Source organism: Arsenophonus apicola (assembly GCF_020268605.1).
GTDB classification, from domain to species: domain Bacteria; phylum Pseudomonadota; class Gammaproteobacteria; order Enterobacterales; family Enterobacteriaceae; genus Arsenophonus; species Arsenophonus apicola.
The window spans coordinates 3,188,603-3,204,723 of the sequence record NZ_CP084222.1 but is presented as its reverse complement, the minus strand read 5'-3'; the positions used below and the strand labels follow the sequence as shown (position 1 = coordinate 3,204,723).

Here is a 16,121-nt window from a genome sequence, read left to right as displayed (position 1 = left end):
AATGTTTGGGCAGTGAAAGTTAGGAGTCTTAATGGATCAACAATATTCAGCGATGCGCAGTAATGTAAGTATGTTAGGTAAATTATTAGGTGATACAATTAAAAATGCTTTGGGTGAGGATATCTTAGATAAAGTAGAATCTATCCGTAAATTATCAAAATCTTCCCGAGCAGGAAATAAAGCACAGCGTCAAGCTTTATTGAAAACCTTACAGAATCTCTCTAATGATGAACTACTGCCTGTCGCCAGGGCATTTAATCAATTTCTTAATCTAGCCAATGTCGCAGAGCAATACTATAGCATTTCTCCTCATGGTGAAGCATCCAGTAATCCTGAGGTATTGGCCAATCTTTTTACTCGCTTAAAAGAAAAACGATTTACTAAAAAGGTAATAACCAAAGCGATCGATGAATTATCGATTGAATTAGTCTTAACTGCCCATCCAACAGAAATTGCACGCCGAACTTTAATTCACAAATTGATTGAAGTGAATAGCTGTCTCGCACAGTTAGATCATGATGATTTAGTGGATTATGAACGTAATAATATTATGCGACGGTTACGTCAATTAATTGCCCAATGCTGGCATACTGATGAAATCCGCAAAAATCGCCCTACGCCGATTGATGAGGCCAAATGGGGTTTTACCGTGGTTGAAAACTCATTATGGGAAGGCGTTCCTGCTTTTTTACGTGAACTTAATGAACAGCTTGAAACGAGTTTGGCGATTAATTTACCTGTTGACACGAATTTGATCCGCTTCACTTCCTGGATGGGGGGAGATCGTGATGGTAATCCATTTGTTACCGCCGCTGTCACACAAGAAGCGCTTTTACTCAGTCGCTGGAAAGCCGCTGAACTTTTTTTAGCTGACATTCAAATCTTGGTCTCTGAATTATCAATGTCAGAAGCAACGCCTGAACTGAGACAATTAGCGGGTGGTGATGATATTGATGAGCCTTATCGTCAGATTGCAAAAGGTTTACGTAGTCGTTTACGTAATACACTCGATTATCTGGACAGTTGTATTAAAGGTGAAAAGGTCTTGCCACCTGAAGACTATCTTTATGATAATCAACAACTTTGGCAACCACTTTACACTTGTTATCAATCCCTGATTGCTTGCGGTATGCCAATTATCGCCAATGGACAATTACTCGATACCTTACGTCGCATTCGTTGTTTTGGTTTGCAATTAGTACGGATTGATATCCGGCAGGAAAGTAGCCGCCATACTGATGCATTAGCAGAGTTACTCCATTACCTTGAGTTAGGTGACTATAAAAATTGGTCAGAGGAAGAAAAACAGACTTTTCTATTGTCTGAACTCAGCTCTAAACGGCCACTTTGTCCGAAAAATTGGCAGCCTAGTGCAGAAACGCAAGAAGTATTAGCGACTTGCCAGGTGATTGCTGATTCACCGGCGGATGCTATTGCCGCTTATGTTATTTCCATGGCGAAAGTGCCATCTGATGTATTAGCGGTAAAATTGTTGCTTAAAGAAAGCGGATGTTCATTAAAACTGCCAGTGGTGCCACTATTTGAAACCCTAGATGATTTAAATAACGCTGAAAGTGTAATGCAAAAATTGCTCACTATTCCCTGGTATCGTGAGATTATCGATGATAAACAAATGGTTATGATCGGTTACTCAGATTCAGCCAAAGATGCAGGTGTGATGGCGGCTTCGTGGGCTCAGTATTGCGCTCAAGAAGCGCTGATTAAACTTTGTGACAAAGAAAAAGTTAAATTAACTCTATTCCATGGTCGTGGTGGTACCGTAGGCCGCGGCGGAGCACCCGCACATTCAGCGTTGCTGTCTCAGCCACCCGGTAGTTTAAAAGGCGGATTAAGAGCCACTGAGCAAGGGGAAATGATCCGCTTCAAGTATGGTTTACCACAAGTGACGATGAGTAGTTTATTTATTTATACTAGCGCAATACTGGAAGCTAATTTATTGCCACCACCAGAACCTAAACCGGAATGGCGTGCGGTTATGGAAATATTATCTGATATATCATGTAATATGTATCGCGATTATGTCTGCCAAAAACCGGATTTTGTTCCCTATTTTCGTGCTGCCACACCCGAGCTTGAATTAGCTAAATTACCACTAGGGTCGAGGCCGACAAAACGTCGTCAGGACGGGGGTGTAGAGACATTGCGGGCTATTCCATGGATTTTTGCCTGGTCGCAAAATCGCTTAATGTTACCTGCCTGGTTAGGCGCAGGGGCAGCATTGCAGCATGTGATTGATAGTGGCATGAAATCAGTGCTTGATGATATGTGGCATAACTGGCCTTTTTTTAAGACTCGCATTGCGATGTTGGAGATGGTTTTTGCTAAAGCTGATTTATGGTTAGCTGAATATTATGATCAGCGGCTGGTTGAAAAACGACTTTGGCCATTAGGCGAAGAGCTACGTCACCAGCTGGCGCAAGATATTAACAGTGTACTTGCTATCTCGAAAGATAAAACATTAATGGCGGATCTACCGTGGATTGCAGAATCCGTTGCCTTAAGAAATGTTTATACCGATCCTTTAAATGTCTTACAGGCGGAGTTATTGCATCGCTCTCGACAACAGCAACAACCGGATCCCTATATTGAACAAGCGCTAATGGTAACGATTGCCGGGATTGCTGCTGGCATGCGTAATACCGGATAAATTTTGTTCAAAACAGCCAATTAGCTGCTTTTGCAGCTAATTTTTGCTATCGCTAGTTTGCTTAGATTATTGAGTGTGAAATACTGACTTATAATCATGGAAATAAGCATATTTAATAATGAAAGGAGTTTATAATGCTAAATAATGTTAGCAGTTATCAGAGGATAAATGATCTTAATCCATTTATAAAAAAACAGATAATATAGGTAGTCGATTAAAACAACTAAAAAGTAGTATTACTAATGTCGTTAAAGATATTCGTAACACGATAATTCCGTCAGATTTACAGTTTTCAGTATCAGCAAGATATGATAAAAATTTTGCAACTCTTTGCCACATTATAAAAAGGAATATCGATATTAAAGGTAAAATTGCGACCAATTTTAGTGGCTATGAAAAAATTATTTATCTAGCTAAGACTGGTTATTTAAAGTCAGAAAGAACAGCGGTGCTTTTTAATACTTTACTTGCCGAAATAAAAAATAATTTAGTCCAATTAATTAACTTAAAAAATAATGATTTTGTATTATCTGAAAATATTGAGAAAAATTTTTTCAAAATAGTATATACTTTTCTTTTCTTTATCAATGGGTAACGCCAGAGAGTAGTAATATTTAAAAAATAGTCACTAGTATTTTTCTCAAAAATGGTGTTAATGATAAACAGTTTAATCTATTAATTGAGCTATGGAAAAAATAGTAGAGCCAAAGTTTATACAATACCTAAATCAGTTAAATTAGTCTCAATCTGATCCTTTATTGAAAGATATTTTTATACAAAAAACCTTGAAAATTATTCCTTACGCAAAGAAAAATTAGACAAAGTGAAGATATTAACAATTGTATTAAACCATTCACTCAATTTTATCTTTCAGACAATGTTGATGGTAAAAAGAAAATTATTGCTGATGTGAAAAAGTTAATATTGCAGCAAGATGAAGAGTTTAGTCAAATAGCAGAAAATTATTTCAGCAATTATCTATGGGTATCGAATAATGGTAACGTTATTAATATTTTTAAAAAGGCCTGGAGCCATGAAAATTATGCTAGCTTGCCTAAAATGAAAATCGCAAATATCTTAACTAGCTAACAATCTAATTGGGTTGATAGCTAAGAAAAATTTTTAATAAATGCTTTTATTTATCTTAATCCATTTTTAGCAGCTACGATCATAATAATTATCTTGATATTTTTAACAATAATTGGTGTCAAAAAAGTTACTCTAAACATCTTCTCTAAAGAGGAAAGTTTATTGTCATTTAGGGTTGCAAGAAGGGCCATTTAGAATGTAAGGAAAGCATTTGCTAACAAACAAGAGGAATAATTTTATCCCATCGTTTAAATGCCTTTGAAGCAATAATCTGCTCATTTCGGCGGATTATTTAACTTGATACAGTTCACATTTATTTCACTCAGCCAATATTATGTGTAAAATAACAGCATATGTGTAGATGCCTACCGGCAAGCCACTGCTTGGCCAGAGTCATTTAATCCTTTCCAGTTAGATAATATGGTAACAATTTGTGTCTATTGAAAATTTAAGAAATATCGCCATCATCGCCCACGTCGATCATGGAAAAACGACACTGGTCGATAAATTATTACAACAATCTGGCACCTTTGGTGAACGTAATAACCTCGATGAGCGTGTAATGGATTCCAATGACTTGGAAAAAGAGCGTGGCATCACAATTTTGGCAAAAAATACCGCCATCAAATGGCATGATTATCGAATTAATATTGTTGATACCCCGGGCCATGCTGATTTTGGTGGTGAGGTTGAACGGGTTATGTCAATGGTTGATAGTGTATTGCTATTGGTTGATGCAATGGACGGCCCGATGCCGCAAACCCGTTTCGTTACGCAAAAAGCCTTTGCTCACGGTTTAAAACCGATTGTGGTGGTTAATAAAATCGATCGTCCAGGTGCTAGGCCTGATTGGGTAGTTGATCAAGTTTTTGATCTGTTTGTCAACTTAGGGGCGACTGATGAGCAACTTGATTTTCCGATCATTTACGCCTCAGCCTTAAATGGTATTGCTGGAACCGATTATAATGAGATGGCGGCAGATATGACGCCACTCTATGAAGCAATCGTAAAATATGTTGCTCCGCCGCAGGTAGATCTGGCAGGTGCTTTCCAAATGCAAATATCTCAGCTTGATTACAATAATTATCTGGGTGTTATTGGTATTGGTCGCATTAAGCGTGGCGCGGTGAAACCCAATCAGACCATCACTATTGTCAATAGTGAAGGCAAAACACGTAGTGCTAAAGTGGGTAAGGTCTTAACGCATTTAGGATTAGAGCGTATCGACTCTGAAATTGCTCAAGCCGGTGATATTATTGCCTTAACAGGTCTGGGGGAATTAAATATATCAGATACCTTATGTGATCCAAATAATATTGAAGCATTACCAGCACTGGCCGTTGATGAGCCAACGGTAAGTATGTATTTTTGTGTTAATACTTCACCGTTTTGTGGCCGTGAAGGAAAATATGTAACTTCTCGTCAAATTTTAGATCGTCTGAAAAAAGAGTTAGTGCATAATGTTGCATTACGGGTAGAAGAGACTGAAGATCCCGATGCTTTCCGTGTTTCCGGTCGTGGTGAGTTGCACCTTTCAGTATTAATTGAAAACATGCGCCGTGAAGGTTTCGAATTAGCTGTTTCTCGACCTAAAGTAATTTTCCGTCAATTTGAAGGTCGTAAACAAGAACCTTTTGAACAGGTTACCCTCGATATTGAAGAGCGGCACCAAGGCGATGTTATGATGGCATTAGGTGAACGTAAAGGTGAACTGCGTGATATGTTGCCTGATGGAAAAGGACGAGTACGGCTTGATTATATTATTCCAAGTCGTGGGCTAATTGGTTTTCGAACTGAATTTATGACTATGACCTCAGGGACAGGCTTGCTGTATGCAACCTTTAGTCACTATGATGATGTGCGTCCTGGTGAAATTGGTCGCCGCCAAAATGGTGTCATGATCTCAAATGGTCAAGGTAAAGCGGTAGCTTATGCGCTTTATAGTTTGCAAGATCGGGGTAAGTTATTTCTTGGTCATGGTGCTGAAGTCTATGAAGGACAAATTATTGGTATCCATTCCCGCTCTAATGATTTGACTGTTAACTGTTTAACCGGTAAAAAATTGACCAATGTGCGTGCTTCAGGAACCGATGAAGCAACGACTTTATCCCCGCCGATCAAAAAAACATTAGAACAGGCGTTAGAATTTATCGATGATGATGAATTAGTGGAAGTTACGCCACAATCAATTCGTTTAAGAAAACGTTATTTAACAGAAAACGACCGCCGTCGTGCCTACCGAAATAAAGAAGTTTAAATAAAATTATTGGCTTTTTGATGCAAACAAAGGTGTTATATAATACCTTTGTTTGATTCTTATTGGTTATATAAAATGACTGTAAAGGATATGGTTTATTGTTTATGTTTAAATCGATTCTATAGCGTGTTATTAGCTACTTTTTAGAATTGAATCAATTATTATGATTAATTTCATTCGCAGTGGGCATGTTTGATCAGGCCGCTCTTGTTACTCAGATCAATTTTTGTAGGGGTTTTCTTGCCATTTTTCAGATTGAGTCGCTTTGTTTTTTTCGATGTACTCAGCTATTTCCTTTTCAGAACGTTGAATACACTTATTTACCCATTTTGGGTCGTCCCTATTTTTTTCTAAACATTTATCCGATCCTTGCTGTGCCTTTAAAAGAAAAACATGAGTATCCCAGTTATTTAAAAAATGTTGGTGTTTCTGACTACCATTTTTTGCCGCTATTTCTATATAGTGTTAAGCTTTATTGAGATCTTGTTGGACACCACGTTTCCCATAAAAGTAAATAACAAAAAGTGAGTCAATAGCGGCAAAGATTTTATTTCCGCCAATACGATAAGCTTTATCATAATAATCTATTGCTTTTAAAATATCTTTTTTGACCCCGTATCCATTTTTATACTTGGTAGCAGAATAATATAAAGCTACTACATTATTAGGATTAATTTCTAATGTCTTCAGTAAAAAATAGTTCGCAATATTACACTCTTCTTCTGCTCTAGCTTCTTGATATGGTTTACCTAATTCAAAACAGCCTACGGAAAATAAAGAAAACAGAGCATAATTACTGTACTCATCGTTTTCTTTTTCTCCCTTTTTAAAAAGCGCCACTACGTCTTGCTGTGTTTTTGGGCGAGGTGCATATTTAGGTAAATCAGGCATATCACGAAGTTCTAGCTCATTATAGTTATCTCCTAAGCGACTATCTCTTGGTGCAAGGTAGTTTTGCCCCCACGCTGGCTCATCCATAATCAGCATTCCCATCATCAATATACGAAAAATTTTCATTGTTATTAACCTAAATTATTAGCAACAAAAAAGACACTATGTTTCTGCTTTATTCGCGGTTAAATCTGGTGCGATAAAAATTGTTATTAAATAAAACCATTTATTTAATTAGCAGTTTAAATAATTAATAAATTTTAAATTGATAATTTTTGTATAATTTTGATTTTATATTCAATTAATAATGAAAATTTCATTTAATATAAAATTTTACTATTTTTTACAGTTATTAGATCAACAAAACATTGCGCTATCATTATACAATCAATAACAGATAACGTTAAAATTAGGTATTATGGTTATAGAATAATATGTTAAATAGCAAAAAATCAAAGTTATAATCCCACTACACAGGTTAACTAAGCCTATTTTTTTTCAAGTCTATTCAATAGATAACTATCACTTTATAACCTGATTATCTAAAATTAAATAGTGTTAAAAGTTTTATATGCCTGATATTAATGGAGATTGCAATAAAATTATTTTCTAATTTTAAATTAATATACATGTCTATTTTTTTAATATGACTAATAATTAGTTTTAAATTTATTTTCATTGCATTAAGTTAATTTTATATTGCATCAATTAACTTAATAATTATTATGGAAGTTTTTTATTTATCATCAATTATTATTTTCTTCTGTTTGATTGCTTTAATAATGATATAGTAGAGTTATATTAATCACTATGGAGAGAATTTATGCTGTATATTTTCGATATGGGTAATGTAATTATTAATATCGACTTTAACCGAGCTCTACAGGTATGGAGTGAATTGAGTAAGATTCCAATTGCCAGTTTGGCGCAAAAATTTGAACTAGATGAAACAGTAAAACTCCATGAATGTGATAAAATTTCTGATTTTGAATTTGCTGAATTTACTAATGAAAAATTAGGTTTGTCGTTAAGTTTTGAAGAGTTTGCTCTAGGATGGAATGCTATCTTTGTTTCATTACGTTATGATGTGATTGAAATTATGACGCGCTTACGAGAGCAAGGCCATCGAGTTGTTATTTTATCGAATACAAATCGTTTACATCAAAATTATTGGCCCTCTCATTATCCTGAAATCGCAGCTTCTTCAGACTTTCTCTACTTATCCCAAGATCTCGGAATGCGTAAACCTGATCTGGAAATCTATAAATATGTTTTACAATCAGAGGGATTTGCTGCGAAAGACGCTATTTTTTTTGATGATAGCGAGGAAAATGTTACTGTAGCTGCACAGTTGGGTATTAAAAGCTGGCATGTTACTGATAAAAATAGTGTCGCAAAATATTTTGCTAACTATGATTTCAGCATCCTTGCCAAAGAGTAGTTATCGATATTGCAGAAATAATAGCTAGTTTATTATTATCTTTGTTGTTATACAGGATTTGTATGATTGCCCTAATTCAACGTGTGACTCAGGCTAATGTGATAGTTAAAGAAAAATGTGTTGGTCAAATTGCCGAAGGTTTATTAGTTTTTTTAGCGATTGAAAAAGAGGATAGTGAGCAGAAAGCTAAACGGTTGTGTGAAAAAATTATTGGTTATCGTGTTTTTAATGATGAGCAGAATAAAATGAATTTGAGTATTCAGCAAGTAGGCGGAAGTTTGCTGGTTGTTTCCCAATTTACCTTAGCGGCTGATACCAAAAAAGGAATGAGACCTGGTTTTTCAAATAGTGCGTCTGCTGATAAAGCCAATGCACTCTATCATTATTTTATTGAACAGTGCCGATCGAAAGGAATAAAAGCAGAAACAGGGCAGTTTGCTGCTGATATGCAAATTAGTTTAACGAATAATGGTCCAGTAACATTTTACTTGCAGGTTTAGTCTATAAACTCTGCCATTATTTATTAAAAGGAGGGAATTTTATGTATCATCTGCGAGTACCAAAAACAGAAGCCGATTTTAAAAATTATTATCAGTTTCGTTGGGAGATGTTGCGTAAACCTTTCCATCAACCACCCGGCTCTGAAAAAGACGGTTATGATTCCACTGCTCATCATCAGATGATAGTGAATGAAGCGGGTCAAATACTTGCCATTGGTCGCTTATATATAAATGCAGATGATGAAGGCGCTATCCGTTTTTTATCAGTCCATCCTAGTATGCGAGGTAAAGGATTAGGAAAACTGATTGCCATGGCATTGGAATCTGTTGCCCGTCAGGAAGGTGTAAAAAGAATTGTTTCTAGTGTCCGTGAGGAGGCAGTGCCTTTTTTTCGTTGTTTAGGATTTAAAAATCGGGGTCCTATTGCAAGTCAGCTTCTTACACCAGTGAAGCACTTTTTGATGATAAAAAAGGTACAAACGCTGGATAAAATTTTGCGTAGACCTGACTGGTGTAATCAATTACAAAAAATTTGGCATGAAAAAATTCCTTTAAGCGACAAGATGGGAATAAAGATCATACAGTATACCGGTCAGAGTTTTATCACCAGTATGTCTGAAGGCAGAAATCAAAATCCACACCATAGTATTTTTGCGGGTAGTCAGTTTTCACTAGCCACTTTAACCGGTTGGGGGCTGATATGGTTATTGCTACAGGAAAGACATTGGGTGGTAATATTATTTTGGTTGATGGGCATATTCGTTATCATAAACCAATTGTTGGTCGTCCAAATGCAGTGGCTGATCTTTGTAATATACGCGGTGCGTTAGATCGGCTTGCAAGAGGATGCCAGGCAGTAGTCGAGTTAGATGTCGATATTGGTAGTGAAAAAAGTGCTCACGCCTCACTATTTACCGGCACTTACATGGTATTAGCTGATCGTAAAAAACAGAAATGATGTGGCTTGCTAGCCATAATGCAAAAATTGTCAGCTAATCGATGCAACTAAGGTTTTTCTTCGTTAGCGGTAGTTAATGGTATTTGACTATCACTTTGTACCGTTATTTCACCTTTGATCATAGAGTAAGCCTTTTTTTCTCCACTAACGGTTTGATAGAATAGTTCTCCTGTCAATGTTTGCGCGATCGGTTTAGCCAACAAGTTGCCTTTAAGTGTGAAATCGAAATCTGCTAATGTTTGTATGGGTAAATTTTTCCATCCCCAATGATTTAATATTGCTAAATCTACATTTATTCCATTGGCTGATAATGAAAAAGCACCATCATTGGCCTGCTGTTGAATATTTGAAGTCAATTTTACTAAGCCATTTTCGACATTACTATTGAGCTCGGCCTTAAAAGAGCGGTCGCTGTGGGGTAGAACTTGTATATAAGGTTGTCGTAACGTAATTTGGTTTAAGGTACCACTACTAGCCATAAACCCGCCTTTTCCCTGCCATAATCCCCATTTTTTTTGTTTGATTAAATCCATATTGGACAAATAACCATTAACATTGGTCAATTCAAAGGGAAAATTAACGTTAACATCCATAAGTAAAGAATTAGTTAATTTAAAATTGGTAATATGTAATGAATTCAGCCAATTAGGTACGACAGATTGAAAAAAATTAAACCAATCATCCGCTAATTGATAACGTATGCCGGCTAATTGTGCGTTAATAATATTGATAGATTGCTGTTTGGTATGCCATTTTGCTTCGATGTTAAAAAGACCTTTGTCATAATAGCCAGCAAGACGGTTTATATGCAGAATATCATTGGCAAATGTCATATCGGCCATTAGTTGACTAATTTGCTGATTTTTATATATTAATTCATCTATATTTAGACTAATTTCACTGTTGGAATGGTTCCAGTTGCCTGCCGAAAGGACGATGTTATTCACTTTACCTGATAAGCCGGCAATGGCCCAATCTTTTCCTTCGAAGTGGGTATCAGTCAAATTCAGCTGTTTTATGTTTAATTTTTTAATATCTAGTAGCTTATTGGCCAATTGGGAAAGTGATGAAGAAAATTGCCAACCGGTATTGGTTAACATCAGTTTTGCTAAGGTAAGTGCTTGATCGGTGTATTGAATAGCGCTTGCATTAATGACCCCATTATTGAGATAGGCAGAAAGCTCATTGATGAAAAGAAAATTAGTTTTATAACTTCCTTTTACAAGCAAGGTTGTTAAGTGAATGTTATTAATTTCAAACTGCTCGGTAGTGAATTGAAAATTTCCCTCTCCAAATGGGTTATGAGCAGTTGGTTGCCAGGGTATTATTCCACCTGTCATATTGTTTGCCGACAGACCAATATTGCCGATTCGATAGCTAACATTCATGTTTTCTAGCTGCAATATTTTGCTATTGAAAGGAAAAATTTGGCGGGAAGAGGGTAGCGTTAATTCACCTTCAGTAACAATTAACCGATGTAACCATGAGTCTGTAAATATTTTTTGCCACTGCAATTCAAAGGTAATTTGTTTGACATTTAGCTTAAAGCTATTTTGTTTATTATGAATAGCAATATCTTGTAATACAATTTCGCCAGGCCTAGTTAGGTGATGACTAATAACACCTATTTTTACATCGTACAGGGTATATTTGCTTAGTATGTCACTTAATTGTTTTGCCCCCCACTGGGTTTGTATGATCAGATATATAAATATAATCAGTATAACAAGCGTAAGAATCAGGTTTTTTAGCCAGCGCAACCGTATGCCCTCTTTATCATTATTGTTTAGTTACAATCTTACTTTATGCTGTGATGAACTATTTGGATTAATATTAAAATAAAAAGAAATTATTTGGCTAATGAAATTTTTAGCATCACCAACAAAAATAGTAGATGGTGTGGATAAACCTATTCTCAGAATTTATTTACCAGGGTTTGAAAAGCTAAAGACATAATTAATATATGGCTTTTAACGGATAAAGAGCCCATTTTAATGGTTAAATTTAAGAATAGTTATTTATCGATTAGAATATACTCTTAAAAATGCTTAATCCTATCAAATTTTTGTTTTTCACTTGTGTTCAAATGAAAAATTAACTTTAATCAATGAGCCTGCTTTTTGTGTTGTGACATAACATTCACTACATCCTTTTTGTTTTTTCATAGAAATTAACAATAAAATGAGGTACGTAAATGTATCATCTTGATGTCTATGGCACCTTTGTTGCTGCCACTTTAGTATTATTACTTGGACGTAAACTTGTACAATCGGTCGCTATTCTAAAAAGATATACTATTCCTGAACCCGTTGCCGGTGGGTTACTTGTTGCTCTCATTCTTTTGTTATTGAAGACAACGTTAGATTGGGGAGTAAGCTTTGACTTATCTTTGCAAGAGCCCATGATGTTAGCTTTTTTTGCCACAATTGGACTCAATGCTAATTTACTTAGCTTAAAAGCGGGTGGTAAAACGCTACTTATTTTCATCTTTGTAGTTATGGGTTTACTGCTAGTGCAAAATACAGTCGGTATTGCTTTGGCAAAGTTATTGGGTCTCGATCCATTGATGGGTTTATTAGCCGGTTCCATTACATTGTCTGGTGGTCATGGTACCGGCGGTGCTTGGGGTAAAGTTTTTACCGAATATTATGGCTTTCAGAGTGCGACTGAAGTTGCAATGGCTTGTGCAACATTTGGTTTAGTATTTGGTGGATTAATTGGTGGTCCGATAGCGCGCTTTTTGGTTCGTAATATGAAAACACCAGCAGTGAGTCAAGATTATGACGATAATAAAGAAATGCCTATGGCATTTGAAAAGCCACAAACAGGACGAGTAATAAGTTCTTTAGTGTTAATAGAAACATTAGCCATGATTGCTATTTGTATGGTGGTGGGTAAATTTATTTCGCAATGGCTATTGGACAGTTATCAGTTTACTGTACCTACTTTTGTTTGTGTCTTATTTACTGGGGTTATTTTAAGTAATAGCTTATCATGGGTTGGTTTCTACCGAGTATTTGATCGCGCGGTTTCAGTTTTAGGTAATGTTAGTTTGTCACTTTTTTTAGCAATGGCATTGATGAGTTTAAAACTTTGGGAACTTGCTTCGTTAGCCATACCGATGCTCATTATTTTACTAATACAAGCGATTGTCATGGGGCTTTATGCTATTTTTGTTACCTTTCCAATTATGGGTAAAAATTATGATGCCGCAGTATTAGCAGCTGGTCATTGTGGTTTTGGTTTAGGAGCAACGCCGACCGCAATTGCTAATATGCAAGCCGTAACAGAACGGTTTGGCCCTTCTCATTTGGCTTTTCTTGTCGTACCAATGGTGGGTGCTTTCTTTATTGATATTATTAATGCATTAGTGATTAAATTTTATCTATGGTTACCCATATTTTCAGCACCAATAATGAATGGATAACAGAAATATCATTGATTAATGTAACGGAGCCGCTGATTTTCAGCGGTTTTTTGCTTAGTAATCAATTGATGTGGTTAATTAATATTAGGCGTTGCTGTATTGTGAACGTTCAGGTAACCAACGTTCGATCAGAGCATTGCTATGGAGCGGATAATGTTGTTGCAAATATTGAGCGGTATTCCTGATTTCCGGCAGTAGGTCTTGATCGCGCATTAAGTCAGCCACTTTGAATTCTGCATTGCCTGTTTGGCGAGTACCTAACAACTCTCCTGGGCCACGAATTTCTAAGTCTTTTTGTGCAATGACAAAACCATCATTACTATCTCTGAGTACCTGTAAACGTAATTTAGTCGCGTAAGTGAGTGGTGTTTTATACAGTAATACACAATGTGAGGCAATATTGCCCCTGCCAACGCGGCCTCTTAATTGATGCAATTGGGCAAGCCCTAAACGCTCAGGATTTTCAATAATCATTAAACTAGCGTTTGGCACATCGACTCCAACTTCAATAACCGTCGTTGCGACTAACAGTTGTAGTTTATTGGTGGTAAAATCTGCCATCACTTGTTGTTTCTCAGCCGATTTCATCCGACCATGTACTAAGCCAATATTTAATTCAGGCAATGCGCGCGCAAGTTCTTCTTGTGTCGCTTGAGCCGCTTGTGCTTCAAGCACTTCAGAGTCATCAATTAATGTGCATACCCAATATACTTGTCGCTTTTCTATCTGGCAGGCTTTTTTTACTCGTTGAATAACTTCATTGCGGCGGCTATCAGGAATGGCAACTGTTGTGACGGGAGTTCTGCCGGGTGGTAATTCATCAATAACTGAATTATCCAGATCCGCATAAGCCGTCATAGCGAGTGTACGTGGGATCGGCGTTGCAGTCATAATTAATTGATGAGGATAAATACCATGCTGCTGACCCTTTTCCCATAGCGCCAGACGTTGATGTACACCAAAGCGATGTTGTTCATCAATGATCACTAATGCTAAGGCGTTGAATTCGACTTGTTGTTGAAAAATGGCATGGGTACCAATTATCATTGCGACTTCGCCTCGTGCAATAGCTTCTTGTTGACTCAGCCTGGCTTTTCCTTTTTGTTTACCTGATAACCAACCAACTTGGATACCAAGTGGTTCTAGCCATTGGCGAAAAGTATTGGCATGCTGTTCTGCTAATAACTCAGTAGGTGCCATTAGTGCAGCCTGTTTACCATGAGCAATAGCACGAATTGCGGCAAATAGTGCCACTAATGTTTTACCAGAACCGACATCGCCTTGGACTAAACGCATCATAGGGCTGGCTTTAGCCATATCCGCTTCAATTTCACTGACAACTCTTTGTTGGGCTTTGGTTGGTGAATAGGGTAATCGTGTCAGCAACTGTTGTTTTAATTTTTTTTCTGCTGGTAGTGGTTGGGCAGAAAATTGTTGGGTTTCACTCCGAACCGTTAGCATACTTAACTGATGAGCTAATAACTCCTCAAAAATTAATCTGTGTTGCGCCGGATGTTTACCCTTTTCCAGTATATTCAGTGGAATATCGGGTGGCGGACGATGAAGAGTTTTAATAGCTTGTGGTAAGCTTATTAGCCCTTGATTAAACGGCGCAGGGATCAACTCATTGATCGCACAGGTATCAAGTAGCGTTAGCGCTTGATCAATAAGTTTGCGTAAAGTTATCTGACGTATCCCTTCAGTTGTTGGATAAATGGGTGTTAATGTATCTTGCAACTCAATATTGTCGGCATTAGGTTTTATTTTATATTCGGGATGAATAATTTCTGGCCCTAAGTTGCCTCGCCGTATTTCACCATAAGCAATAACAAATTTACCAGTGGCTAGGCTATTTTTCATAGCGGTAGAAAAATTAAAAAACCGCAGGGTTAATATTCCTGAACCATCACTAATTTGGCTGGTCATCATTCGTTTACGTCCAAAGACGATTTTAGTTTGTAATATTTCGCCGCTGACGGTCACAGTGCTGCCCGGTTGAACATCACTAATTGTATAAAGTTGAGTTTGATCTTCATAACGTAAAGGTAGGTGAAAGAGGAGATCCTGGATAGTACGAAGGCCAATTTTATTGAGTTTTTCTGCTTGTGATGCACCTACACCGTTTAGTGATGTTAATGGAATAGCATCAAGTAATTTCCCCCGCATGCGGTTAATTCTCCAGAGTGCGTTTTTTACCTGGTACTTTTGTCGATTGCATTGCTGCCCACCATTCATCACAGGCAACAATTTCGCCATGTTCGTTAATTAATGGACGGGGGAGCCCTTTATGTTTTGAAACGGCTGCTAATACTGGATAACCGCCCTCAAAGAGCCATTCTTGTTGTTCTTCTTCTGATAGCTGACTAAAAAGGCTGTCATACATATTGGCATTTTGTCTTTGTCGTTGTGCTTCATAAAGAATTAAGGCAGAAGCAACAGAGACATTTAATGACTGTACCATGCCCATCATAGGAATATGAATATTATGATCAGCCAGTTTGAGAGCTTGTTTGGAAATACCCGTTCGTTCTTGTCCCAAAATAATACAGGTTGGTTGAGTATAATCTATTTGACGAAAATCGATAGCTTGGTTAGTAAGATGAGCGGCTAAGATTTGCATACCCGCAGCTTTGCAGGTAGAGATTGCCTTTTCAATAGTGGCATGGGTTTTTACTTTTACCCAATGATTACTACCCGCTGCTGCCGCAGATAAACTCTTGGTGCTATTTTGGCACCAGATTGCATGGATTTGTGGTATTCCAACCGCATCAGCAGTACGGATCACGGCAGAAATATTATGTGATTTATGGACATTTTCAAGACAAACCGTCAGATCAGGTTGGCGCATGGCGATTATTTGCCGAATGCGAGCATAACGTTTTGAGTTCAT

At 37.0% G+C, this 16,121-nt stretch carries 9 protein-coding genes and 1 pseudogene; 6 read left to right on the top strand and 4 right to left on the bottom strand.

The genetic code is table 11. From position 1 onward, the window contains the following. Positions 1-31: 31 nt before the first annotated feature. Together ppc and typA are read left to right on the top strand one after the other, a co-directional pair. Entirely contained in the window at positions 32-2,668 is a 2,637-nt protein-coding gene (ppc, locus tag LDL57_RS15185) for a phosphoenolpyruvate carboxylase (protein ID WP_180560329.1), read from the top strand. A gap of 1,522 nt (positions 2,669-4,190) precedes the next feature. Further along, complete coding sequence (gene typA / locus LDL57_RS15180) at positions 4,191-6,014, top strand: ribosome-dependent GTPase TypA (protein ID WP_180560330.1); 1,824 nt, start codon at positions 4,191-4,193, stop codon at positions 6,012-6,014. Between the two features lie 465 nt (positions 6,015-6,479). Here typA and LDL57_RS15175 read toward each other — a convergent pair whose 3' ends face one another. Continuing rightward, a complete protein-coding gene (locus LDL57_RS15175) occupies positions 6,480-7,031 on the bottom strand; it encodes an SEL1-like repeat protein (protein WP_180560331.1) in 552 nt (183 codons plus the stop codon). A gap of 697 nt (positions 7,032-7,728) precedes the next feature. On the opposite strand from LDL57_RS15175, the gene yihX reads away from it, so the two are divergent. The 3 genes and pseudogenes from yihX to fabY all read left to right on the top strand — a co-directional run bounded on the left by yihX (position 7,729) and on the right by fabY (position 9,804). After that, positions 7,729-8,346: a glucose-1-phosphatase gene (gene yihX / locus LDL57_RS15170; RefSeq protein WP_180560332.1), complete on the top strand. Its 618-nt coding sequence runs from the start codon at positions 7,729-7,731 to the stop codon at positions 8,344-8,346. A gap of 62 nt (positions 8,347-8,408) precedes the next feature. Then, on the top strand, positions 8,409-8,846 hold the full coding sequence (dtd, locus tag LDL57_RS15165; RefSeq protein ID WP_180560333.1) for a D-aminoacyl-tRNA deacylase: 438 nt from the start codon (positions 8,409-8,411) through the stop codon (positions 8,844-8,846). A gap of 41 nt (positions 8,847-8,887) precedes the next feature. Continuing rightward, positions 8,888-9,804 (top strand): annotated as a pseudogene (gene fabY / locus LDL57_RS15160) (fatty acid biosynthesis protein FabY). Positions 9,805-9,851: 47 nt separating this feature from the next. Here the strand turns inward: fabY and LDL57_RS15155 are convergent. Then, positions 9,852-11,564: a hypothetical protein gene (locus LDL57_RS15155; RefSeq protein ID WP_225506588.1), complete on the bottom strand. Its 1,713-nt coding sequence runs from the start codon at positions 11,562-11,564 to the stop codon at positions 9,852-9,854. A gap of 434 nt (positions 11,565-11,998) precedes the next feature. Here LDL57_RS15155 and gltS point away from each other — a divergent pair, with 434 nt between their 5' ends. Continuing rightward, a complete protein-coding gene (gltS, locus tag LDL57_RS15150) occupies positions 11,999-13,231 on the top strand; it encodes a sodium/glutamate symporter (RefSeq protein ID WP_180560335.1) in 1,233 nt (410 codons plus the stop codon). Positions 13,232-13,315: 84 nt separating this feature from the next. Here gltS and recG read toward each other — a convergent pair whose 3' ends face one another. Together recG and trmH are read right to left on the bottom strand one after the other, a co-directional pair. Next, complete coding sequence (gene recG / locus LDL57_RS15145) at positions 13,316-15,397, bottom strand: ATP-dependent DNA helicase RecG (RefSeq protein ID WP_180560336.1); 2,082 nt, start codon at positions 15,395-15,397, stop codon at positions 13,316-13,318. A gap of 4 nt (positions 15,398-15,401) precedes the next feature. Continuing rightward, complete coding sequence (gene trmH, locus LDL57_RS15140) at positions 15,402-16,121, bottom strand: tRNA (guanosine(18)-2'-O)-methyltransferase TrmH (RefSeq protein ID WP_180560337.1); 720 nt, start codon at positions 16,119-16,121, stop codon at positions 15,402-15,404.